19 protein-coding genes are annotated in these 25,442 nt (G+C 48.2%); 9 read left to right on the top strand and 10 right to left on the bottom strand.

Features of this window, described 5'->3' with window-relative positions; translation table 11 throughout:
* Positions 1-39: 39 nt before the first annotated feature.
* From F0L74_RS27185 to F0L74_RS27170, 4 genes are all read left to right on the top strand, one after another.
* The gene (locus tag F0L74_RS27185) at positions 40-1,698 is read left to right on the top strand and encodes a c-type cytochrome (RefSeq protein WP_149841050.1); all 1,659 of its coding nucleotides are present in this window, start codon (positions 40-42) and stop codon (positions 1,696-1,698) included.
* 96 nt (positions 1,699-1,794) lie between these two features.
* Positions 1,795-2,910 (top strand): Gfo/Idh/MocA family protein, encoded by a 1,116-nt coding sequence (locus F0L74_RS27180; protein WP_149841049.1) that lies wholly within the window; start codon positions 1,795-1,797, stop codon positions 2,908-2,910.
* Between the two features lie 18 nt (positions 2,911-2,928).
* On the top strand, positions 2,929-4,554 hold the full coding sequence (locus F0L74_RS27175; RefSeq protein ID WP_149841048.1) for a hypothetical protein: 1,626 nt from the start codon (positions 2,929-2,931) through the stop codon (positions 4,552-4,554).
* Between the two features lie 236 nt (positions 4,555-4,790).
* On the top strand, positions 4,791-6,293 hold the full coding sequence (locus tag F0L74_RS27170; RefSeq protein ID WP_149841047.1) for an RICIN domain-containing protein: 1,503 nt from the start codon (positions 4,791-4,793) through the stop codon (positions 6,291-6,293).
* A 40-nt stretch (positions 6,294-6,333) separates the two neighbouring features.
* On the opposite strand, the gene F0L74_RS27165 is transcribed toward F0L74_RS27170, so the two are convergent.
* The 5 genes from F0L74_RS27165 to F0L74_RS27145 form a co-directional block, all read right to left on the bottom strand.
* A complete protein-coding gene (locus F0L74_RS27165) occupies positions 6,334-8,634 on the bottom strand; it encodes a hypothetical protein (protein WP_149841046.1) in 2,301 nt (766 codons plus the stop codon).
* Complete coding sequence (locus F0L74_RS27160) at positions 8,621-9,643, bottom strand: caspase family protein (RefSeq protein WP_149841045.1); 1,023 nt, start codon at positions 9,641-9,643, stop codon at positions 8,621-8,623. Before F0L74_RS27160 ends, F0L74_RS27165 begins: the two co-directional genes overlap by 14 nt.
* Positions 9,644-9,646: 3 nt before the next feature.
* Entirely contained in the window at positions 9,647-11,116 is a 1,470-nt protein-coding gene (locus F0L74_RS27155) for a hypothetical protein (RefSeq protein WP_149841044.1), read from the bottom strand.
* Between the two features lie 502 nt (positions 11,117-11,618).
* On the bottom strand, positions 11,619-13,076 hold the full coding sequence (locus tag F0L74_RS27150) for a hypothetical protein (protein WP_149841043.1): 1,458 nt from the start codon (positions 13,074-13,076) through the stop codon (positions 11,619-11,621).
* Between the two features lie 74 nt (positions 13,077-13,150).
* Positions 13,151-13,546, bottom strand: a complete 396-nt coding sequence (locus tag F0L74_RS27145) for a hypothetical protein (protein ID WP_149841042.1) — start codon at positions 13,544-13,546, stop codon at positions 13,151-13,153.
* A 729-nt stretch (positions 13,547-14,275) separates the two neighbouring features.
* Here F0L74_RS27145 and F0L74_RS27140 point away from each other — a divergent pair.
* The gene (locus tag F0L74_RS27140; RefSeq protein ID WP_149841041.1) at positions 14,276-15,796 is read left to right on the top strand and encodes an RICIN domain-containing protein; all 1,521 of its coding nucleotides are present in this window, start codon (positions 14,276-14,278) and stop codon (positions 15,794-15,796) included.
* A gap of 69 nt (positions 15,797-15,865) precedes the next feature.
* Here the strand turns inward: F0L74_RS27140 and F0L74_RS34175 are convergent, their stop codons facing one another.
* Entirely contained in the window at positions 15,866-15,997 is a 132-nt protein-coding gene (locus tag F0L74_RS34175; RefSeq protein ID WP_149842138.1) for a hypothetical protein, read from the bottom strand.
* 30 nt (positions 15,998-16,027) lie between these two features.
* On the bottom strand, positions 16,028-16,774 hold the full coding sequence (locus tag F0L74_RS27130) for a hypothetical protein (RefSeq protein ID WP_149841040.1): 747 nt from the start codon (positions 16,772-16,774) through the stop codon (positions 16,028-16,030).
* 437 nt (positions 16,775-17,211) lie between these two features.
* On the opposite strand from F0L74_RS27130, the gene F0L74_RS27125 reads away from it, so the two are divergent.
* Together F0L74_RS27125 and F0L74_RS27120 are read left to right on the top strand one after the other, a co-directional pair.
* Positions 17,212-17,412 (top strand): class I lanthipeptide, encoded by a 201-nt coding sequence (locus F0L74_RS27125; RefSeq protein ID WP_149841039.1) that lies wholly within the window; start codon positions 17,212-17,214, stop codon positions 17,410-17,412.
* A 79-nt stretch (positions 17,413-17,491) separates the two neighbouring features.
* Positions 17,492-18,688, top strand: coding sequence for a lanthionine synthetase LanC family protein (locus F0L74_RS27120; protein ID WP_149841038.1), 1,197 nt, complete (start codon positions 17,492-17,494; stop codon positions 18,686-18,688).
* A gap of 78 nt (positions 18,689-18,766) precedes the next feature.
* Here F0L74_RS27120 and F0L74_RS27115 read toward each other — a convergent pair whose 3' ends face one another.
* Positions 18,767-20,440 (bottom strand): hypothetical protein, encoded by a 1,674-nt coding sequence (locus F0L74_RS27115; protein WP_149841037.1) that lies wholly within the window; start codon positions 20,438-20,440, stop codon positions 18,767-18,769.
* Between the two features lie 310 nt (positions 20,441-20,750).
* On the opposite strand from F0L74_RS27115, the gene F0L74_RS27110 reads away from it, so the two are divergent.
* Positions 20,751-21,446, top strand: coding sequence for a sterol desaturase family protein (locus tag F0L74_RS27110; RefSeq protein ID WP_149841036.1), 696 nt, complete (start codon positions 20,751-20,753; stop codon positions 21,444-21,446).
* A gap of 319 nt (positions 21,447-21,765) precedes the next feature.
* Here the strand turns inward: F0L74_RS27110 and F0L74_RS33690 are convergent, their stop codons facing one another.
* The gene (locus F0L74_RS33690; RefSeq protein ID WP_213087089.1) at positions 21,766-22,098 is read right to left on the bottom strand and encodes a hypothetical protein; all 333 of its coding nucleotides are present in this window, start codon (positions 22,096-22,098) and stop codon (positions 21,766-21,768) included.
* 24 nt (positions 22,099-22,122) lie between these two features.
* Positions 22,123-23,487 carry a hypothetical protein gene (locus tag F0L74_RS27105; protein ID WP_149841035.1) on the bottom strand — a complete coding sequence of 455 codons (1,365 nt, stop codon included), beginning with the start codon at positions 23,485-23,487 and terminating at the stop codon, positions 22,123-22,125.
* Positions 23,488-23,866: 379 nt separating this feature from the next.
* Here F0L74_RS27105 and F0L74_RS27100 point away from each other — a divergent pair, with 379 nt between their 5' ends.
* Complete coding sequence (locus F0L74_RS27100) at positions 23,867-25,441, top strand: amidohydrolase family protein (protein WP_149841034.1); 1,575 nt, start codon at positions 23,867-23,869, stop codon at positions 25,439-25,441.
* Position 25,442: the final 1 nt, after the last annotated feature.

Raw genomic sequence — 25,442 nt, 5'->3', positions numbered from 1 at the left:
GGAATAAAAATTATCTTTATCCCCCAAATACCTCTACCCGTGAAACTGCAAATACTATCCTTTGCCTGTCTGATTTTGCTATTGGTCGCGGCATGCAACCCATCATCACAGTTACGCCCGTTGCCGGCCATGCTTAGTACAGACAGCCTCCCAACACAAACTTTCACCATCAACACAGAAAAAGATACCACGCTCAACCTCAAAGGCGGCACGGTGATCTCCATCCCCGCCAGGGCCCTTAAACCGGCTGCCGGCGCCACGGCCCGTATCGAAATAAAAGAAGCCATCACCATAACAGACATCCTCCTCGCCGGCCTCCGCACGCAAAGCGATGGCCTGCCGCTGCAAAGCGCCGGTATGATCTACATAAATGCCCCCGGGCAGGAGATCACCATCCAACGCTCTATAGAAATAAAGATGCCCGCCATGGACAGGCTACCTGGTATGATGCAGTTCAAAGGCCAGGAAACGCCCAACGGTATCAACTGGATAGATCCCCAGCCGCTGCCGGAGCAGCTGCCAAAAACAGACGTGCATAATGGCAAAGACCTCTTCCAGCAGAACTGCGCCTCCTGCCATGCAGTGGCTAAACCGGTGACTGGCCCGGCGCTCTACGGTGCTATGCAGCGCTGGGGCCATGATACCGCTGCCGTATTCGCATTTACAAAAGACGCCAGGGAAATGGTGTTCAAGGAAAATACATACGCCTGCTGTTTATTTAAAGCATACAATAAGCAGCCCATGCCGGCCTTTCCTGCATTAACGCAGCAGGACCTGCGGGATCTCTACGCCTATATAGACCAGCAAGGAAAGCAGATCTTCGGCCAGGTGCCCGCCCAATTAATGACGGGCAAATGTGATAGTTGTGAATCGTACCTGGCAGCCTGGGATAGCATGGAACTTTCAAACAATGAGATCTACCTGAATTATGAAAATAACCTCCAGGGCGAAGACACAATTGCGGGCGCTTCCTCAGACTATATAGACGTCTCCCAATATCAGGACGACACCCTGCCACAGGATGACGCGCCCACGTCCATACGCAAAACAACCTCCGCCACCCGCGGCACAGCGGTCGCGCTAACGCCGGACTATGTAGACCCCTACGCCCGCCAGCGCGCTTACTACTCCTTCCAGGTAACCGCCTTCGGCTGGCACAACCTCGATATCCTCGCAAAGGATTTTAAGAAATACGAACCGGCCCGGCTCAGCGTATCCGTGAGCGGTAAAGCCCCCACGCCCAGTGTCTTCCTCATCATCCCGGACTATAAGATCTTTGTGGAAGGCGGCCCGCTAAAAGATGGCAAATCGTATGGCTTTAAAACTACAGACGGGGAAGTGCCCCTGCCAATGGGCGTAAAAGGATATATAATGGTCATTTCCGAAGATGATAATGGAAAGCGGTCATATTACGGCCAGCGGCAATTTACCACGGCAAATAACTTATCCCTCACCGTAAAACTGGAAGCGGCGGAAACCGCAGAGATCATCAACCGTATAAAAAGCCTGCAGTTAGAAGGTGCATCGGTCAGGCCGGATACCGCGGAGATCAGCAACGGCATTAAAAGCCTGCAATTAAAAGATACATCAAATAGGCCGGATCCGCTGGTTAACCAACAGAACCGTATCTGGGAAATGAAAGCGGCCTGCAGCTGCGGAGATCCGGCGTTGCCCGCTCCCGCTCCTCCAAGAAAATAAATTCCTTATATTGAGTAACTATCTTTTTAAACAGCAGGGAACCGGTCTGTGCTTTTACATAAACACACTATCTTAAAACAACACAACCGCTTTTATATGAATTCACGTCGTATCTTTTTGCAGAAACTCGCCGCGGCCTCCGTGGCCGTTCCTTTCCTGCCATTGTACAAGTCCTTTGGCAATCCCGTAGTAGATAAGCCCCAGGATGGTAAGATCCTCCGCGTGGCCATCTGTGGTCTGGGCGGATATGGTACCCGCGTGGCGGAAGCCATGCAGACCTGTAAACGCGCCAAACTGGTGGGTGTCATCAGTGGCACGCCGGCCAAAGTAAAAGCATGGCAGGCTAAATACAATATTCCGGAAAAGAACTGTTATAACTACGAGAACTTCGACGCTATCAGGGATAACCCGGATATCGACGCAGTGTACGTCATCACGCCCAATGCCCTCCACCACGATCAGGTCATCCGCGTGGCAAAAGCAGGCAAACACGCCATCAGCGAGAAGCCCATGTCCATCAATGCAAAACAGGGCCAGGAAATGGTAGACGCCTGCAAAAAAGCCGGCGTAAAACTCCTCGTAGGCTACCGCATGCACTTCGAGCCCAATACCCTCGAGATCATCCGCATGCGTAAGGATGGCGAGCTCGGAAAGATCATGTTCTTCCAGGGCCTCAGCGGTTTTAAGATTGGCGATCCCACCCAGTGGCGCCTCAACAAACAGCTGGCCGGCGGCGGGTCTATGATGGATATTGGCATCTATTCCATCAACGGCGCCCGCTACATGACAGGCGAGGATCCCATCTGGGTCACCGCACAGGAAACCAAAACAGATCCCGTTAAGTTTAAAGAAGGGGTGGATGAGACCATCCAGTTCCAGTTCGGTTTCCCTAGCGGTGCCGTGGCCTCCTGCCTGTCTACCTATAGCATGAACAACCTCGACCGCTTCTTCCTCAATGGCGATAAAGGTTTTGCAGAGCTCCAGCCCTCTACCGGTTACGGCCCCATCAAAGGCCGTACGAATAAAGGCGAGCTCACAGGCCCCCATACCATCCATCAGGCCGTGCAGATGGATGAGATGGCAGCGTTGATCTTTGACAACAAACAACCCATAGTGCCGGTAGATGGCGAGGAAGCCGTAAAGGACCTCAAGATCATCGACGCTATCTACGAAGCCTGCCGCACCGGCAAAAAGGTGCCCCTCAAATTGTAACCGGAATATCCCTCAAATATGACCGATCCTAAAGAAAAACAATCCTTGCAACCAGGCCGTCTTGCTGTAGCGGGCGAGCCTGGGCCCCGGGCGGCGGCGCTGCCAGCCGTAACGCCCTTATCCTCGATGGTAGCGCAATTGGCGCGAGGCCGCCCCAAAGGGAAGCCGGCGGCTATCTCAAAGGAAGCGGAGGAAGAAGAAACGCCCGTGCCTGCCGGTAAAAAGGAAGACTGGGAACTGGAGAATAACGGTATGTTAGAGGTGGATTGGGGTAAATTTTTGGGGCACAAATTTCCGGAGGTGGAGAAGAAAGAGGAAAATGGCAGGAGAAAGAAAAAACGGAAAGGCAAGGAAAAACAAGTGGAAGAAGAGACCGAAGAGGAAAAAGCAGATCCTGATTTTTTGTTCGAAGAAACAAAGGCGCAGCGGGAAAAACGGGAGGCCGTAAATAAAGAGCGCAACCAGCCCTGGTTCTCCGCTATGACTTCCAATATAGCAAAGATAGGTACGAGAACCAGCCGCGCGGCAAAGAAACAGAAAATAGATACCATTGGCACGGTCATGGATATAATGCATCCCACCCTCACTACTTTCCAGGAGGTAACGAACCCGCAACTTTTTTTGTCTGGTGAGCCTGGCACCCGCAGAAGCCCGGCTGTCACCGGCCTCCGTAAATTTAAGCCCGGACAAACGGAAGAGGAGGAGGAAGAACCTTCCCTGGGTAGCGAATTGAAGATGATGGATGGCCCTGCTTTCCGTTCAGGCGGGTATAGGGAATCTTATCCGCTTGCATATGATACTGCCAGGATCCACGAGGTGCCTAAGCTCGAGTATTATGACCGGGGCAAAAAAAGGTTCAGAGAATATGATGAAGACAAAGGTCCCCTGATCTTTGGTAAGGAAGCAGATGGTATATCGGGCAAATCCAAAAAAAAGGCGCAAACAGCCAGGCAGGTTACCCGTTGGCGTATACCGCTCTCCAATAGCCCCCATACGCTACGCCCGCCGGTAAAAAACTATCAGAACAGTGAACGGGATGCCGAATATGCAGAGGCACATGCTAACCTGACCCATCGCTTTAAGGAGAAGAATTATAAAAAAGATTATACGCAGCTCACCTTTCACAATATCCATACCGCGCCCTCTATCTCGTCCATCTCTGAACAGATGAAGGAACATATGAGGCTGGCCAACGAAAGCCAGGAAAAAGGAGAGGTGGTAGTACTGGGCGGCGACGCATATATGCAAAAATCTGCCAAAACCGTATGGAAGGAAACAAAGCAAAGCCCCGACTGGGACCTGGTGCACTCACAGCAGAACACCAACTATCCAGGCAAAGGCGACGGACAGGTGGCAGATATCCTGATAGGAGGCGCGCATACCATGACGCCCGAAGGCCCTGGCGCAGCGCTGGCGCCGCCTTCGGACAAGTTCTTTACCATGGAGGACTATATGGGCATACCTGCTACCAAAGAGGAGCTCTCCACCTGGAAGGACAAGGGCACGGACCATACCCCCTTCTATGGCAGCTTCCGGATAAAACAGCCCCCGCCGGAGAAGAAGATCCGCAAGAAGCGCGCAGCTAAAAATAAAGCACGCCGGAGACCGCCGGCTGGAAGAAGAAGGAGGTACAGTAGAAGATAATCAAACGTTTACCCGTATGATCCTGCTGCAGCTGTCCGTGGATTGATCGTTGACCGGCCCCGGTGTTTCCCGATAATTAAACCGGGTATATCCACAGACAGCCGCTTTTTATCATATCCTACTTATACCATTCGGTATAATTTACGTTGCAGCTAACAACCCGCCTCCGCTAAATTGTATTTTCATACGCATTGAAAAACCGCCTTTATCACTTAAACATAGAAACGATCGTAACAATGAAAACGCTCAAACTCTTCAGCCTGGCCGCCCTGGCCCTGCTTAACCTATGCTGTGTAAAATCCCATATGATGGATCCGGACGCAGACACTGGCAAAGCCCTTAAAACAGGCGCCGCTACGCCCAATGCCGCCGCCATTCCCGGTGATCTGGCCGATACCAACATCAAATACTTCGGCCGCTGGGATTTTTCCAACCCGGCGGAATATGCCAGCTACTGGGGCGGCGCCTACATCCGCGTTAACTTTACCGGTACTACCGTAAAGATCAAGGTCGGTTACCCTACCCATTATTTTGCTAAGATCGATAATGGTCCCTGGGTAAGTTATTATAATGCCAACGGTACCATCAACCTTACGCCGGTGCCTTTAGCTAACGGCACGCATACCCTTAGCGTTGCCCAGGGCAAGGACTATGACTACCAGTTCAAATTCCAGGGCCTCATCCTCGATGCCGGCGCCGTAACCAGCCCGCCCCCGGTATTCTCCCAGCTCATTGAGTGGATAGGCGACTCTATCACCGCCGGTTATACAGATGAACAGGTGAACGTCTCCGGTTATCCCTGGGTATGCTCAGAAACCCTGCTGCATACAGAGCATACACAGATCGCTTATCCCGGCGTACGCCTCGTAAGCGGCAGCGATAACGGCCCCGGTATGGACGTGCAGTATTTTAAACTGCAGAATCCTGCCTATACCACAGCTCCCGCCTGGGATTTTACGCGCTACACGCCAAAGGTCATCGTCATTAACCTGGGTACTAACGATAACGGGCATGTACCGGAAGATCAGTTCCGCGATACTTACACCAGCTTCCTGGCTAATATCCGCGCTAAGTTCCCCAACGTAGAGATCTTTGTGATGCGCACTTTCATCAACGTAATGACCAACCCTACCATCGCGGCGGTAAATGCCCGCATCGCTGCCGGCGATACTAAAGTGCATTACATTGATACCAATGGCTGGCTCACGAACGCAGATTATACAGATGGACTGCACCCCAGCGTAGCTGGCAACATAAAAGCCGCGGGCCTGCTGCAGCCTGTCATCGCGCCTTACCTGGATGGTACGCCGTCTCAGCAATTAACCACCGGTACCTATAAGGTCATCAACCGCAACAGCGGCCTTTCCCTGGATGCAAAAGACCTGCTCACGGCCAACAATACGCCCCTGCAGCAATGGGCATACGGCGGCGGCGCCAACCAGGAATGGACGGTAACGCAGCTGGGCAACGGCCGTTACAAGATCACTGGCGTACAGAGTGGTCGTTCTTTGCAGGTAAAGAATAATGCTACCGCAGATGGAACGGGCATCGTACTGTATGATTACACCAACCAAAGCTGGATCGTTACGCCCACTACCAGTGGATACTATACCATCCAGTCCGCATCCAGCAACAAGTTTGTGGAAGTAGCCGGCGGCAGCACGGCCAATGGCGCATTGGTACAACAATGGGCGCCTACCAACGCAGCTAACCAGCAATGGGCTTTCCAGGCTCCTTGATAACATAACCGTAAGGAGATAATGATAGCAGCCGCGGGGGTCACTTCTGCGGCTGCTCCCGTTCCAGGTATTGTTTATAGAGATTGTTATAGGTGTCATAATGTTTGAGTACCATAGTAGGTGGTATGCCGAATTTGGAAGAAATGGTACCAACGCGTTCGGGGTAATCCAGCAGCTTTTTTATCCTGCCCCTCACATCTTCCCGAGTATACATATGCCACCGGGTATCATTCAGTACTTTCATGCTTACCCGATTGGCATTTAAAGGCAGCCGCTGTACTACACGCGGAAGTTTTTCATGCACTTTCATAGGCGCCTGCTCATTGGAATACGCGATCATATCTTGATTATTTCCGGACTCCTTAAAGTAGTGCATTTGCCCAATAAGCAAGTTAGGACGCAGCGGTTCGGGAAAGTTAGACATGTTAATAGCTATAAGGTTGAGAGCATCGAGATGCTGGGAAGTTTTAGAATATTTACCAAAGACCATTTTATTTTGTATGGAGTCCATATAATTTTTCGCTATATCCCTTTCAGCTGCTGTTAACGTATCAAATGTCTGGTGAGTTTTGAGTCTAGAAAGGGTTAATTCAATGACTCTCAGTAGATTGTATCTTATGTCTGGAGGGGTTGATTTGTTGTTGACAGCACCGAGACGTGAAAATAGGAGATCTACATTGGGAGGTAGACCTACAATAGCCGCAAAATCACTGAGATTGAAATGGAATCGTTTTAGCGTTGACCCCGTTTTTTTGTGCTGTGCTTCATACGGTGATTTACTGGTTACTGGCAAAGTCACAGGATCAGCAGCCGGGATTTTTATGTCAGGAGGAATTGATTTGTTGTTGACAGTGCCGAACTCTGAAAGTAGAGCATCTGCATTGGGAGGTAGCCCTAAAATAGGCGCAAATTTACTGAAATTGAAATGGAATCGGTTTAGCGTTGATTCTGTTTTTTTGTGCTGTATTTCATACGGTGATTTGCTGGTTACTGGCAAAGTCACAGGATCAGTTGCTGAAGTTTCATATGCGTTCTTCGATGCCGGGGGCAATAAATGAGTTTCGTGGATAAATGTTTTTAGCGTGAACTTTGCATTGCCAGAAGTTTGACGGTTAATGCCTGCATTGATCGCTTCCATTTCAAGTACCGCAGGCTCCTGCCGTACAGAAAGATCAAACAGCTGCCGGATAGCCGCCTCGCTCATAAAGCTCCGCCAGTCTATCAAATTCTCCATCTCCGAAAAAGAATTCCAGAAAATATCATAGTTCACAGTATCATTAACACGGTCAATAATGGAACCGGGTATGATCAGGAATTTTGTCTTATAAAGCTCATCACTGCTGCCTATCGCCGCCTGCCGGAAATAATTGTTCATAACAAACGAGGTCACCGGCGGCATATCCGTGAAAGGATATCGTCCGCGCATCCCGCTTACAAAATACAGATCCGGTATCTCCAGCACGTCCTGGTCCTTAAAAGGCGCCTCCTTATCCAGCACTTCATGCAGGATCTGTAATAATGCCGTCAGATAGGGTTGCTCGCCGGCAATGACCAGCTCCGCCGTGGTAAGCAACGGGTAATTGGCATAATCCGCATAGGCTAAGAGTATCTTTTCCAGGATAAGATAGGCCTTTTCGTTCCGCTGGATCCCCCACTGTTTTGTAAAGTATAACCTGCTGTTGAAGAAATCCGGCAGCTTATTATAGCGGATAAAGAACTGGGTCTGGTAGTCTTTATAGATATAGATGGGGAAAATACGCGCTTCGCCATCCTTGGTATATTCCAGGAAATACAGCCCCTCTTTGAAACTGCCGGAAAAACAGAAGGCAGATTGCTCATCGCTGTAATACCTGCCCTCTTCCGTTATCCCGAACATAACACTGCGGTCAAGATTGTAGAAGGAATAAACGCCCATATAATCTGTTAAAGGGCCGCTTTCTTTATTAACAGGAAGATCATATGGCGCAATGAACAGAAAGAAATTGGGTAAGTGCGTAGCAGTATCCGGCGTGATATAGGTACTGGTAGCGCTATACTGTTCCGCTACCGCGGAATAATGCGCATGCGAAGACCGGAAACCTGACACCGGAGGCGCACAATAATAATTGAAATCGATATAGATCGGGCCATCCTTTTCAATAAGTAGGTGAGTCTCCTGCCGGTAATTATTAAAGTGCATCTTTAGCAGATAAATTCCTTGCACCACCTGCAGATCCAGCCTGTTACCCGTAACTCCGGTTACAATTTCCCGCAGCTTAAAATCGGTCAGGGAAAACGTAACGCCGTCTATAGGCTGGTTAAGCCGGATGGACACTGTTAGCAATTGCTCAGAAGGTTGCATAGCTAAGGGTATTGGGGTTCAGGTTAGTTAATATCTTCCAGTCTCCTGTCTGCAGGTCCTTCAATAGATACATCCCGGCTTCCAGGCACAAGGCCCACTGGTCGCCGGCCATTACGGAACCGCTTTGAATGACCGTATACAGATTACCATCTGTAAGCTGCACCTGCCGGTTATTGCTAAAGGTGATAATGAAATTTTCTGGTTGTGATTTTGCCGGAACATCACAGATCACCAGTTCACAGGAGGCGCCGTTCATATCAGTGTCCGCATCCTGTACCTTATTCCGGCTCGTCGCATAGGAAGAGAAATTCCTGTGTATATAGGTCTGCAGATCCTTTGCATTGATCTTGCCATCCCCGTCCTCATCGGCGTCCCCCTTCAATCCTTCCAGCAGAAAAGTGGTAAAGGCCCCATGGTGTTTGTCCAGGTCATTGTTATCATCGTCTTTTTCGTTGATCTCATAACTTAGTTTGCCATACCGGGTGGAATAGGCAATAAATACTTTGGTGTTGCCGGCATGCCGGCCCTCCACTTTTGTTTTATAATTAAATCCTGGCTTCTTGGTCTCTGTCAGGAAATCATATTGCCGGCAGCAATCCAGTATAAAGATCACTTCATGAAACAGCCCGGTATTGATAAAGCCGTCCTTATATTCCATACTGGAGATACAGCAGTTGGGCAACTGGTACCAGTCCCGCAGGCACAAGGCTGTCTTGCTGAAACTAATGCCTATACCATGACCGGAAAAATAAAAATAGAGGCGGTGGGGCTCGCTCTTATGTTTTTGCGCATGCGCTATGATCTCATGCGCCGCCCGGTCTATATCATTATCCAGGACATAACGGTTATCTGGGGTGGATAGCAGCACACGCATATGGTCATCCTGCTGCGATGCGCTGATCTGCCCACTGTCCTTAAGCCAAGCCGCAAATGCCTGTGCATCGTTTACGGCCCCCTTGAGGCCCTTCTTTTCGTAGTGGTCTATGCCCACAATTAATGCGTAATTCATATATTAGATTGATAGGAGGATCGATGTCAGGGTAAGCTCATTATCGTCAAAATCGCCGTGTTTTAGCGCGGAACAACGCCGGTTTATCTCCGGGTTGTCTATATCATCGGAAAGGATAACTGTACAATGTTCCTGCAGGAACGTTTTCAGCGATTGCAACAGCGGGTCATCAGCATAACGCCCCTCAGATCTGAATTGCTCATGCAAGCCAAGGATCCGGGTATCAGGGGCCGGCTCCCCGGATGTATCCGCCTCAAACAATCCAGATACCAGGTATAACAGGGAATGTGTATATACATAGGGGATACAATGATCTTTCTTTTCATTCTCTTCCCGCATAGTAAAAAGCCGTAGTTGTTGATAACAGCCCTGCTCCCTGGCGGCGGGTATCGTCTCCATAAAAAGGTCTGTTCTACAGGCCGGCGCCAGCAGGGCCACCAGCTTAAACCGCAGGTCAGGGTAGGAGCGCATTGCCTGGCGAAGCAGATGACAGATAACAATAGAGCCCGCGCTATGCCCGATCAGGTGTATCGAGAAAGGTTTATTTTGCTGCATGCTTGCTGCATAATGCGCCTGTAACCGTTCCAGGAAATACCGGCCGGCATGCAGGCCCGTCCCGCTTAAACCGGTGTTATCGGCAAACATGTCCGCGGCTTTTTGTTTGATGGCATTCCAACCCCAGGTGCCTGCTGCGCCCACGCCAAGTTTGCGGAAGAGCTCCTCCGTAATGGTAGGGTAGAAGTCATGGTGGGTATGGCGCCGGAAACGTCTAAGTACCTGGAAAGCAGTTTCCGCCACCAGTTTGATCAGTCCAAGTGATAGAAAACCCTTGCCCTCCTCCATGGCCGCTTCCTCCTCCAATGCAGCCAGCAGCTCGTCCGATGCGGATGACATGACCAGTATCCGGCTCTCCATTTCAAGTTGGGCGCGCTCAACATCCTCGTCTGCTTCGGCATCCGCCAGCGGGCTGCCCCCCTTGGTGCCATCATGGGTATCCAGCTCTTCAAACGGCGCCTCCTTCGTCTTTTCCTCCTCAATGGCCTCATCCGAAAGATAAACGCCGTTACCCTTTGCATCCGGTACTTTTCCCAGCTTACCGGCTACCAGCTTGATCACAAAATTTATAAGCTCTTTATAAAGGCCGCTTTTGACCTGCATAGCGGCCTTGTCCAGCTGTTCGAGTAGGATCTCTGCTGGACCGGTTTCCCATACGAAGCTGACAGCATGCCTTTTCTCCTCCATCCGCGAAAAATGCTGCGTAATCACAGCGGTGGCCGCCATACCGCTGGCCTCGGGAACCAGGCCGCCATGGAAATACAGGATCAGGGTATCAGTATCCTTTTCGGATAGGTACGCAAAAAGAGCGTCAATATCTGCCGCAACAGAAGAAAATTTACCGGAAGGGCTGAACGTGCCGCCAGTGCCTATATGGATCTGGCTGAAATCAGTAACGGGTAAGGGGGTAGTGGTCATAAATGGAATTATTTTGAAGGGTGTAATATTACCTGGTAAAAGGCGGTGGTGCTGTTTTTATAAACAAAAGGATGGAGTGCTCCTGCAAATTGATTTACGTGCTCATTGATAAAAGATTTTATTGTAAATGATCTGTTCCGGTATTGGAGGAGTTCCAATAGTGTGATATGGGGTATGGACAACCGGTCATCAGTCGTTGCAACTAAGATAGGACTTTTTCCGGATTATAGATCAGGCCATACAATGTAAATCAATAGGGCACCTCCCGCCGGTATAAACGCTTGCAGGAGGTTGCTATTTTGTTATTGTAGATATTTAGATAATGTACTTATACGCTATATATTAATGGAGACATGCACTAACAGCTTCGCCCGTAAGGCGTGTACCTAGTTCCGATACGGTCCCCGGACCCTATCGGCTAGCATAGACAACTTATCCGGACGCAGTGGGACGATGCCATGTAACCCTCCAAAAAATAGAAGGATATCGTGTTCAATGTGAATTAATCAATTTCTTCAACAAATAGTTGAAGATCAATTTCTTGAAGTACTAAAAGGATCTGTAAGTTTTCTCTTATCCATGTTCTGATGGCGCAGTCGTCGACCTTCATCACATTTTTGTCCTTTTCCCAGTCAAATTTACCCTTCCCATAAATATCAAATCCAAAAACATTAAATGCTATGTTGGTTATTTTTTCAATTGTTGCATAAGCAGTCCAATGAGAATAGGATTTTAGAGAATGATATAAACACCAATACCTCTTCTGAGGTGTAATCACCTGTTGTATTCTATTGAAATAATTAAAGTAGTTGATAAATGGTTTTATCGTTACGACGGTCCCATCAATTGAGGATGTATGGGTGTGCATCACTAGCCCATTTTTAAGATCATAGAGTATGCTAGACCAAAAGTCTGATTCATTCACTTGTTTTTCTACGTTCAACCAAAAAAGATCCGCCATAAATTCTTCTACGCTTAGAACTTTTGTCTCAACACCAAATATGGCATTTATCATTTTAGATTTTTCGCGAAATTTTAAATCTTCAGATACTATATAGTCGCAGTGTGCTCCGTAAAAACTATGTTGAGCATCAGCTAGAAGGTTGCTAGTTTTTAGCTTCTTCGATTTTTCCGGCTCAATGCCAAGCAAGTCTAAATGGAAATATGCTTGATAATGAAGGTCGAATTGGCTTGGATTTTGATTCCCTATCTGTTCTAAAACGTTCTTTACAAATTCAAGTAAATTCTTTCCTATTAGCTGTTTTTTACTGGGATCTGGTATGTTGTAGTCGTCAAGATTAATGACAAATTTAGCTGCACTAATTCCATCATTAACAACTTTTCTTAAGCCTTTGTAAACCACGGGGGAATTTTGAAAATCGTCCATGTATTTAGAAAATGTCGATATTACGTCGAAGAAGCTTGTATGTTCATCCGTTGGAAACATTTGACTAAATACAGCTTTGTGTTCCTCCGGAATATTATTTAGAGCCTGACCAAGCAACGGAAAGCCTGGTAGTTTCAAAATATCTAGCTGTTTTTGAAGTTGTGATAGCTGATCAGGAGAGATGAAATCTCTTATCCCTTCGAGGTCAAATAAGTTATCCAAGGATGCTATGGAACTCATTAGGCTGTAGTGCCCCTGATGTTGTCGAAATGCTTCACTAGGGAGAATGTTTCTATAGCTAGTCTCATCCTGATCAGACTTAGTTAAATAGTTTCGCCCTATCAATTTATCCATGAATACCAAATCTTCATACTTTTTTTCACTTTTATCATTCTGTAGATCTAGAATATGTGCATGGGAATAGAAAAGAAGTAATGAATCCTTATTCTTTTCCAGAAAAGTTGAAAGCTTATGGGCTAAATGTAATTGTCTTTGATGTTCATCGTTAGCAGGCTGTGAATCTTTGTTTCTTAAATAACTAAGAAGTTGCTTATCTAGATAGATTGTTATCATAAATTTATAAGTTGTGATGTTCTTGGCAGTCAGGTTAGGAGATGATCCAACTCAATTTTGCTTCCTAAAATTTATTAGGCTTGCCTATCAGTTAATGCAAACATGTTTTTCATCTTTTGAAGGTCTTCAAACTGCAATTCTAAACTTTTCTGCATTGTGGTAATGTTACTTCTTGTTAATTGAGAGTTTTTTATTTTTCGAAATAACTCATCTGATAAATTTGTTTTTTGAGATTGTTGTAAAGCGTGAATATAAGATCTATAAGTGATTCCAGAATATAACTCGATGTCTAATGCTTGTCGTCTTGTAGCATATTCGATCATAATGAGAGTTAGCTCTTTTGACAGAGTTTGAGTAGCCAAAAACAGGGCCAACAGATTTTCCATTTCTTCTTGGGGCTTGGAGTAAAATGTTTTTCTGAATGTTAACCAAGCAATAATTAAACCCGCTATCCCGATTGCAATTTCCATATTATGAGTGAAGATTATATGAACAATCGTTATTCATGGCAAACATAGGAAATTATGATTTCTTTGCAATTAGTTTGGAATATCTATATAATGACTCCTGGTGTGCCCATCGGCAGAATGAGGTTAAAGGTTCTGAAATGATTAACTTAGGAATGAAGAATGAGGGCCATTTAATCATCGGGAAACAGATATTTTTTTGAAATTAATATATGTGTTATCAGTGAAAAAGATTCTTAGCTGCCCTGGTCGCAAGTTGCAATAACGGTGACGATAACGCTATAGTTGAGAAATTGAATGAAATCACTAGGATATATGTTTCAAAACGCCAATTTGATGTGTTTAATTGGAACAATAACGATAAGATACAGAGAGTAAATAAAAATAGAGTTGTCATAGCCCGTAAAGGTGACACCCACGAATTGGCCTAAAGCGGAAAAAGCTTATCCACCTCAAAGAGATAAGTCCATTTCTAAGAAAATATGGAAAAAACCGATGATAATGCTGAGTACAATGAACTGAAACCATGGTATTTTACTTAAAGGCAAAAGTACATTTCATAGAAGGAGGGAAGTTGTATTGGGTGATGATAAGGAAGATATTCTCACAAGAATAGATTAATAACATTGTGCATCAACTAATCCCCGCCCCATTAATCCTTTATTAATCCCCCCGTTATACCCCGCCCCGCTACCTTGTGGCCAATTCCATGTTTTCTAAACCATATATACAATGAAAAAGCTCAAACTTTTTGGCTGGGCAGCCATGGCCTGCCTCCAGCTATGTTGCGCCAAGCCCAATTCGTCGGAGATCCCTGCGCTGCATGCAGACCCTCCTGGCACAGTCGCAGCCAATGTGGCCATCGCAGGTACCGGCGATCTGGCAGATACCAACATCAAATACTTTGGCCGCTGGGATTTTACCAACCCCGCCCAATACCTGAGTTACTGGGGCGGCGCCTACCTGCGCGTTAATTTCACAGGTACTACGGTAAAAATGAAAGTAGGTAACGCTACCTTTTATTTTGTGAAGATCGACAACGGCCCCTGGACAAAATATACCACCACCGCTGCCGGTACCGTTAATCTCACGCCTACGCCGCTGGCCAATGGTACGCACACTATCAGCATTGCTCAGGGCAAGGATTATAACTACCTGTTCAATTTCCAGGGCCTGGTCCTCGATGCCGGCGCAACCACCAGTCCCGCCCCTTCATCCGGTACCCTCATAGAGTGGATAGGCGATTCCATCACCGCCGGTTATACAGATTCCCTGGTAAGCGTATCCGGTTATCCCTGGGTATGCTCAGAAATGCTGGGCACAGAGCATACGCAGATCGCCTATCCCGGCATCTGTCTGGCCAGCGGTTTCCCGGCGGCTACAACGGTAGGGATGGATGTGCAGTACTTCAAGCTGCAAAACCCTTCCATCGCTAACTCGCCGGATTGGGACTTTACCCGCTACACGCCTAAACTGGTGGTGATCAACCTGGGTACCAACGATAACAACCAGCGCGTGCCGGATGCCCAGCTGCAAAGCACCTACACTACTTTCCTTACAAACGTGCGCGCTAAATTTCCCAATGCGGAGATCTTTGTGATGCGTACCTTCCTGGGCGTAAAAGCTACGCCTACGCTGGCTGCCGTAAATGCCCGCATAGCCGCCGGCGATGCAAAGCTGCACTATATCGATACCAACGGCTGGCTCACCACCGCGGATTATAACGATGGCCTCCATCCCAGCGTAGCCGGCAACATCAAAGCGGCTAATCTCTTAAAGCCTATCCTGCAGCCTTACCTTACCGGTACCACACAGCCCTTGCCCAATGGTACCTATAAGATCGTAAACCGGAACAGCGGTATGGTCCTGGATGCAAAGGATAAGCTCACGGCCAACGGTACGCCCATCCAGCAATGGACCTCCAGCGGCGCTACCAACCAGCAATGGACCGTTACGGCCCTGAGCAATGGTACTTATAAGATCATCGGCGTACAAAGCGGCCGCTCGCTGGATGTAACCGCTAAATCCACCGCCAACGGCGCCGCCATCCAGCTCTATGATTATAAGACCAGCGCTAATGAGAACCAGAACTGGATCATTACGCCCACTTCCGGTGGATACTACACCGTACAGGCCCTCCACAGCGGCAGTTATATGGAAGTGGTGGGCAGCAGCACCGTCACCGGCGCAGTGGTCCAGCAATGGACCAACAACAATCTCAATAACCAGCAATGGGCCTTCCAGAATCCATGATAACATCATAAAAAACAGCCGCCGGACATTACATCCGGCGGCTGCATATAATAACAGTTAGTAAAGCCCCTATCTTTTTATCCACGCATGTACCATCACCAGGTAGCCATCGCCAATAGGGAATTCAACTCCCGGTAACTGTACTTTTTTATTATTGATGGCTTTCACCTTGGCTAGTGATACTATATAGCTGCGATGGATGCGTGTATATCATCACCGTAGCGGCATAAACTATTCGCCATTGATCTTATACCACGAAAGACCCAGACCGCCTTTATATAGGTTGATACCTACAGTATCCGGCGGCAGCACGCTAAAAAATACAGAACGGGGCACTTCCTCAATGCTCTCGGAGGTTTTAGGTCCCCATGGCGCCAGCTCCAGCTCAAAGGATAAGCTGGTGGCGCTGCTGCCCTCGCGGGTGATAAGGTTCTTGTGGAAAACCCGCACCGCATAATGAGCAGGCGGATTAAAACAGCTAAACTGGTTAATTAAATGAATACCGCCAAAGCAGCTGCCAAAAGCGCCGGCGATCAACAGGCCTATAGAAGGGGAACGCAGGATCTTGTACCGGCCCTCCGGCCCCGCAGCCGCCAGGCCGGCCCATATATAACCGGCCATGGCAATCACCACCAGCACCCAGAAAGCGCCATAACTGCTTACACGCACATTAAAAAAAGGATACAGGAAATGGATCAGCCCCGTTATCAACAATACAAACGTAATGGGCAGGTCATACTCTTCGCCGTCTTTAAGGGCCAGCTGCAGTTTAAGCCGGCGCAGGAGCATAAAACACCCCGGCGGACATAACAACAACAGGCTTAATATCCATGGGCGTAAAACAGGTAAAAAAAGCGGCGTTACGCCCAATACCATCACCACCGCGGCCAATACGCGGATGAACATCGTATAGTCACGACTTTTATCTGTATCAGGAATGGAAGGCAGTGTTTTCATGGCATAGGTTAAGTGGTTCACAGTTGTAGTGTTAAATGTACAGTAAACGTGTCATTATCCGTGCTCACTTCCAATGTATGCTTGTCCGGGTAGTGTACGCCGTACTAAATGTATTGATAATTATCCTTACCGGCAACCGCCATTGTTTTACACATCCGGAAGCCACACATCTCCTCAAAATCAATTTTGTTTTCACCCCCGGTTTACTTATCTTCAGTAGCACAAAAAATACCCTGATACTATGGCCCAACTTACATAACCGCAGCCTCGTCAACCCATATGCCCCGCTGCCCACGTCGGCAGCAAACGTATGTTATAAAATATACATCCTCAAGAATAACCGCCGTTGCCCTCAGCAACACCGCATATCATTGGGCAGCCCCCCGCTGCTACAGTAGCTGAACAACCGCCCCATGGCTATAGACAGGGGAGGATCCTCACTTCTTTATTTTACTACTATGAAAAAAAGGAAGCTTGATCTGGGCAAAAAATTATTGCTCAACAAGGAAAAAGTAGCCAGCCTTAGCAACACCCAACAGGCAGCACTGGTAGGCGGCTTCGCCACCGTGCTCGTAAACTGCTCCCTGCAGACAGTACAGATCTCTCTGTGCCGCGCCACTTCGCCGGCTCCCGGCCGCCCCTGCTGCCAGATACCTTGATCAGGTATCACGGTCACATTGCATTACATCCAACCGGGGAAGCGCCGCTTTCCCGGTTGCGCACTTTCAATTACATACAATGGATAGCGCCACCACCCAACTGCAACGCATCTACCAGGATACCGTCAACATGCTGCGCACACACAGTTACAACCAGGAGCACGCCAACAGCCTGTTCAAAGGCCCCTGGGGCGCCTTACTGTTCCTGTTTTACTACGAACAATATACAAACACACAAGCTGATCACGCTGCAGACCTCCTCGAAGAAATATACGCCGCCTATACGCCATCAGCAACCGGCGACTACTCCCTCTGCGAAGGCCATACCGGCCCCTTCTGGCTGCTGGCACATGGTAGCAAACACGATCTTTTCGGCATTGACCTGGATCAGCTGGTAGAGGTGATCCCCACCGTTATCCGCCATAGCGATCAGCACATCACGCACCGTCATTTCGATTTCCTGTACGGCAGCACGGGTATGTGCCATTTCCTGCTCAATTTCCCCCAACGGCCGGATGTCGCCAGTCACCTCCAGCGCTTTGCACAAGGCATCCAATCTATCAGCGAAACTACCGCCAACGGTCGCAGCCTGCCCTTGTTTTATACACAGGAAGACGCGCCCGGCCGCTATCTGAACGCCTTCAGCCTGGCCCATGGCTCCTGCGCAGTATTGATCATACTGGCAAAGATCTACCAGGCCGGCATTGCCCAATCCCTTTGCCGCGCTCTGATCACTGAAAGCATCACCTTTATCATGTTTCACCGGAACAAAGGAAACAGCGCCCAGGCACTATATCCCGGCATCCTGGACGGTAAGTACTTCGACAGCCGCCTGGCCTGGTGTTATGGCGATCTCAATGTAGCCATGGCGCTATGGCACTGCGGCAAGGCCTTATCAGAAGAACGTTGGCAAACCGAAGCCCTGGATATCATGTTGTATAACCTCCACCGCAATACCCCGGAGGCGGCCGGTATTGTTGATAACTGCCTCTGTCATGGCTCCGCCGGAGTGGCGGCCTTCTATCGTAAGTTTTGGTTTGAGACCAATGACCGTGCCTTCTATCAGGGTGCTGAGCACTGGCATCAGGTGGCCCTGGACCAGCTTTCCTTTGCCCCAACACCGGGCATATATGGTACTAAGGTTTGGCAGGGCACGGAGGAGGAATGGATGTACGCCTGGGACCTGCTGAACGGCAGCTGCGGCGTAGGGTTGTCCTTACTGTCCCAGCTGCATGAGCAGCTTTTAGCCTGGGATGAATGTTTGTTATTATCTTAACGGGTTAAATGCGCCATTTCGAAAGCGTGTTCGCTGTGTTTTAAGGATCTCTGTAATCGATGCCGCTAGCCAGCTCATTTAACTATTGGCCTTAATTTCATCATCCACCCGTTTTTCTTCGGCCGCGTATTCAGATTTGGTGATCACGGTCTGATCTTCTACATTATAATCCCCGCTGGCTACTTTGGTGCCGCCATGCGATACTTCCAGGCTAATAGATTTGCCCACGCGGTTATCCGCATGCGTAACGGCCTTACCCTTGATAGTAATGGGCTTAAAAGCAGTGGGCGCATGATCTCCGCTATAGTCGCGCGTTCCCCAGCGGGCTACCCGGTGCTCCAGGGCGATCATTTTCGTGTTGGCGTCATAACTTCCTGCCACCAGGTTTTCTTTCACATTAATACCCCCAAGGCTGCTGCCCACAACGTGTAACCACTCATAACGTCCGGAAAGCGCTGTCCTTAGTGCGTCTTTGGTTTTATTCTGAGGATTGGCAAGCCGGTCTACAACATAGTTTTTGGCATTCTGTCCACCCATCGCGTCTGCCTGGCCAGAGCCCCGGTCTCCTTTTTTCCAGGGCCCTTTATGGATGACGGTTACTTCAGACCCGGTGGAGCTGCTCTTGATATCAATAGAGGAGTTCGCATCTATATCTGTTTTACCAACAGAGGTGGCGGCAGCTTTGGTAGTACTGCCATACGCTGCCTCATCCGCGGAGGGTAAGCGCTGGCTGCCCTGGTCAGTGTCGGCTGCTGCACGGGCCTTACCGGATCGCGGTACGGCCGCTTTGTTGATATGCGCATAATGTAAGGCCAGTAAAGCAATTACCTCTTGCGGTTTACCGATAAACTGGAACCCGCTCGTCTGATCGGGACTAAACAGGAAGCAGATGCTGGTGCCGTCTTTATGTACATAGGCAACAGAATCTTCTACTATCAGGTCCGTTTCCAGGGGAGGGAAGATGTTCACATTTCTGTTATGCTTCATTATTGGCATCCAGCCCTTTACAGGATGCCATTGAATACTGGCGTCATTTACCTTTGTGTATGCCCATGTCTCATACGCCCCGCTGGCGCTCGCTAACTGTGCGGTCCAGTCAACAGCCAGCGCCGCGAACCCCTGGTTGGCTAAATACTGCTGCGGAGACTCCAGCGGACTGATATCATCCACATCTGATGCGAGCAAATAGAACCTGCTTTGTCCTATCGGCTGCTCCCAGAGCCATTTTGCTCTATCGCCCCTGCCGAAATCGTTGAACCAGTAGCCAAGCCCGTGCTGTGTGTCGTCGGTACCCAGATACTGAGCAATAACGTCTTTTTTATCTATTTTAATGTAATAATAGGACTTGGGTACCAGGTGGGCAATGTATTGGTTAAAAGCGACCCGTTGCACCGGTGCATCCGATGGAACGTTGGCAATAGGTCTACCCGGCTTTGCTGATTGCTGCTGTATCACCGGCACGCTTGCCTGAGCGGCGCGTGTCCCGCCATTTACCGCGTGTAAGCTGGCTGGCAGCCCCGTCTTGCTGACGGATAGTCCTGTATGATCATCTTTCTTTTGTATCGGTTGCCGCTGGGCGGCATATTGATTCGCCATCTCCTGCAACTTCCTTTGCGCTACGGCTTCCGGACGATGATCCTCAAACTGAAAAGGAGCGTCTTGAAAAGGAGCATCCGTGCTCTTTAGCTGGGCAGCTTTATCCGCCACCGACCGGCTCCCGTTCTCCTGCGTTTTGTTGGCCTGGGCTTGCATGGTTATTTCTTTAAATCCGGTCTATCGTGTATAACGTCTAAATATCCTAAACATCAAAGCCCAAATAGTCAACGGGTTTTCTTTACAATAACTGATTATCAGTGTTTTAAGCTATGATCTCAGATAGGCTAACCCGTTATATTCAGGTTCGACCTATAAATATACTCAAAAGGCAATATATGTATCATGGATTTTTATAATCATACAGACATCGGATAATAAAATGCCCGCGCCGTATCCCCGTATCTCCGGTCCCCGGAATTTTATATACTTATCTTTACAACCTATTATACAAGTCTTTTAAACAACCATGAGCCACCTGCTTGACTATCTCCTGCATCTTCCGCCAGCCCTTTGCTGGCTCATCTTCCTCGTGGAAAACCTGATGATCACAGGCATGGTGCTTTTCTTTGGCCGGCTCATCCTCCGTCAATATTCCATCGCTAATGCCTACACGCGCTCCGAAATATGGATCATCGGCATCACCAATATCCTGAACACGGTAGTTACCTACGCCGGTTACTGGCTCTGGAAGCATGGCTTCATTACCATTACTACCGGCTTATCCTGGAATATCCTGACCGATTTCCTGCTGTTATTCTTCGGCATGGACCTGTTAATGTTCGTGTTTCACTACATCATTCACAAAACATTCCTGTATAAAGCTATCCATCAGTTGCATCATCAATCTGTCGATCCCCGCCCGCTGGACCTGTTTATCCTTCATCCCCTTGAAACCCTGGCCTTTGGAGGGCTATGGCTGGTGCTGCTGATGTTCCGGGGATTTAATATCTATGCCATTGTTATCTATCTGGTCATTAATGTAGTATTCGGCCTGGCGGGGCATTTAGGGATAGAGCCATTACCGGCGTCATTGCGCAGGTTGCCGCTGATGAAATATATCGGTACTTCTACGTTTCATCATGATCATCACCAGGATGTGGGGTATAACTTTGGGTTTTATACATCTATTTGGGATAGGCTAATGGGGACGTATAAGAGGTAGGGGAGGGGATATTTTAAGGGTAGTATGCTGTATAGGTATTGGCTCTCCTCACAAGCATCAGCCTTCATTGACAGGCATCGGCATCTGGCAAACCATTACGCTGCTCGCGCCGTCTATAGCCACGAATAACCGACCATGACTGCAATAAGGATCCCTAATGAGAGGGATAGTCTGCATCATGTGGCAAACCATCCCTCTCATTAAGAATTTATCAATTGAACTATAGTGTGCCTGCCTGAAGTCTATTGACCTGCCTGCATTTGTCATTTTTAATATGATGACCCATCATAATCCACGAAGCAGAGATATTTCTTTTCTCTTATTTGGGTAAAGGAGGAAATTGTTTAATGCGGGTATAATATTCCGGCCATCGCCATAATTTCCAGTACTGAGGGGTAAAGTCCCTATAGAGTGTAGTGTCGGGAATTTTATGCTCAGTCAAGAATGATTGATACTGCCGCCGCATGTCGGAAAGGTGGTCTTTGCCAACTGTTTCCGAATACTGAAACTCGTTGTTTTTAGTAGTGTAGTTGTAGATATGGGCAAAGCTATCTAAACCGATTAGTGCGGGTAAAGGTTTAAGAAAGATTGCAATGCCAGAAAATATAATATAGATGATAGCTATCCACTTTATTCCTCTTCTTAATACCATTGTCTAAACTTATTAAGTTAACTTTTATTTACATCCTTGGTCTTGCGGAGTAACACCGCCTTTGGTGTTATATGTTTGACTTTTTTGTCCTAGAATATCGGCGGCAGGATTGCTTGCGACCTTACGTATTTCTTCTCCGAACTTCCCAGGACAGCTTCCAGGTAGAAAAGGGCCAAAGAACATTCCAAAACCGCTGGGTACGACCATTCCGCCTGCCACTGCCATTTCTATAGCTGCGTCGGTACAATTGAAGCTTTGTTTAAAGCTACCATTTACTGTTTTGCTGTACAACTGGTAATATCTGTTATCTAAATCTTTGATTTTCTGTATTAATACATTAAGTGATGTTTGATCTTTAAATACGCGAGTTATTGATAAGTCATATTGATACAACTGATTGTCTCTTAGTACGCCTTTAGAATAGATGCCATCTTTGTCTTCTCCCATTGGATAAAACCCAAACGTCCTCGAAACCCTGCTCGCATCCGTATTCACCTTCTCAAGCCCTATAAAAGTATGCCCTACATCGCCATTAGCGATATTTATCGCATCACTCTGCCCACCTACCGGCTGATCAACATACACCGTAAGCCGGTACTCCTTCGCAGTCTTCCCATCGCTAAAACACTTCACAATATCCGCCCCCTTCACCTGTGCTGGCCGCCGCCCCTGATCCTGCCTCGCCGTCGCCTCAAAATCCGCCCTCGCCTTAAGCGCCTTCCTCCTTAGCTCCTCCCTCGCCCGTGCCAGCGCTGCTCCCGGATGATAATTAGGACCGCCTCTCCCTGGCGCATCACTTCCACTAAAGAACGTATCATAGATCACCGCATGCACCACCACCTCTGGCAATGTAATCGGCTCTCCGGTGCCCATAATAGCGCCAATAGAGCCATCCGGCGCCACGCCAAACGTTACATTGACAGGGTCGCCACTAGCTTTGGACAATACCGCAGCTGCATCCCCATTATAGTAATGCAGCTCATGCCGTATCGCCTTCGATAGCTCCGTATCCACACCAAGCGCAGGATAATTGCGGGTAAGCGCATACCAGTTAGTCTCACATGTTATCACCGCCTGTTTTAAAATGATCCAATCCACATAGTTGTCAATATTATCGGCGCTAACAGCCACCGGTATGCTGTCTGCTATCACCGCCCTGATCGCCTGCTCATAGCTAAGCCCATGTTCCTGCAATAGGTATCCAACTTGGGGCAAACTAGCGCCGATCTGCGCGTACGCTGCCGATCGCCGGATAGCTGCGGTGTCCTTCCAGGAGTTTGTAGCAGAAATGGTATTATTACCCAAATGAGGGCTTTCGGTTTTTGTACAGCCTGCGATAATCGCCAGGCAAATCAATAAGAGCCAGGTAAATGTGTAGTGGTTTCTCATAATTATGGTTTTATTGGTTGGTTAATAACATGGTTAATGAAATAAATGATCAAGCGTGTCTAAGCAGGTCTCGTACACAAAGTGTTCAGGAAATAAACAGATAACTGGTTGTTGATACTGCCGGGTGTAATATTGGCAGTTGTAACCTAAAGGCCGTTTTCAAAGGATCATACGTGGGATAAATAGCATCAGGGAAATTTATTACAGATCTTCTCATATAATAAAAAGTTTGAGCTATTAGATTTTGATAGCCGCGAATATAGGAATATTGTAAATGCAACCATCACCTCCCACCAAAAAATAGCTAATAAGAATACCCCAAATCCCCTCAAAATTTCGTACCTTCTCCTCACCCCATTACCACCCCAAATCACCACATATGAAATACTTCGACTTCCACACGCACATCATCCTTAAACAACTTTTCGACGATCATCCCAACATCGACACCCGGATCAGCCCCAACGACATCGCCGGCGTGCCCAAAAATTGCAGCGACCTCCCACAGATCATCCGCGCACAGATCCATCAAAGCCAGCTAGCCGAGATGGAGGACGAAGTGATCATAGGCGTCGCATTATACGCTGTAGAAAGCAACCTCGCCAGGGAAGTCATCCCCCTGCGCCAATTTCTCCGGAAAACAGCAGAGCACAAGCTCTCCCTCACGTTATTGAACAACATCGGCAACAACACCTGCAAATCATTCACAGACTTTATCCTCAACAGAACCTTAGACAGCTACCTGCAAGCGCCGCTTTCTTTCAACGTATTATCCACGCAAAGCTTCGACGCTCCCATCCGCAAGAACATGGCCAACATCTTCTTCGTAGTAGAAGGCTGCCACTCTTTCGTAGACACTGTTAATGAGGTCATACTCCCGGATCAGCGTTACAATCCGGAAGAGATCATCCGCAACTTGGATCTGCTCTTAACCAAAGCGCCGGTGTTAGCCGTCAATCTCACGCACATGCAGCAGTCCAGCCTGTGCAACCATGCCTTCGGTATCCAGCTCACCAAAAACGAACCTTTCTACCCATTAGGCGATGGCCTCACAGACGATGGCCGCCAGGTAGCCCGCGCGCTGTTTAGCCGTAAAGTACATGTAGACCTGAAGCACATGAGCTACCAGTCCCGCCGGGAGTTGCGCAACGAAATAGACGCCGGCAATTACCCGGACGCGATGCCGCTTTTATGCACACATGCAGGCTTTACCGGCGTACCATTTGAAGAATGGCCGGCCTATATCCGGCTGGCCAGGCCTTTAGAGAAAGTGATGTATGTAGAAACCGCCAAAACGATGCAAACGCATAACATGCCGCGCCGGCCGGGTGCGCCTGCGTTCAACATGACCACTATTAACCTTTTCGATGAGGAGATCGCCTGGATCGTACAGCATGGCGGCATGATCGGCCTGTCCATGGACCGGCGTATCCTGGGATACGTCAGCCGTTTCGATCACGAGCCCACCGGTATAAAAGATGTAGGCCTCATGGTAGATAAAGAATATATCTCAAAAGCAGAATGGATTTCCCTCGGCATCTCAGGTGAGAATATCGGCAAGAAAGTGAATACTAATAACTGCATCTCCTTCGAAGAGGTAATAGAAAGCACAGAGCAGGGCAATCCCCAGGAGTTCTTCTACGATCACATTTTATTTCATATCAAACACTATTTCCAGGTGTGCGTAAACGCCGGTATCCCGGTAGCAACGGCGCAGTTACATATTACCATCGGTTCTGATTTTGACGGCCTTATCAACCCCTTCGTCAACGTAGCTACCGTAGAAGATATGAAGATGCTAAAGAAATACATCGGTAATAACCTCCGCTTTTTCCTGGAAGACCTGGAGGATTCAAAGTTATGGGCCAATCAACTGGATCTAACACAGTTTGTAGAAGACCTGTTTTACAATAACGGATTTAATTTCGTGAAGAAATGGTTTCAAAGCAGGTAAG

Origin of the sequence: Chitinophaga agrisoli, from assembly GCF_008386695.1 — a bacterium.
Taxonomy (GTDB): domain Bacteria; phylum Bacteroidota; class Bacteroidia; order Chitinophagales; family Chitinophagaceae; genus Chitinophaga; species Chitinophaga agrisoli.
Note: the sequence above shows the minus strand (reverse complement) of the source record. Positions and strands in the feature narration are given on the sequence as shown.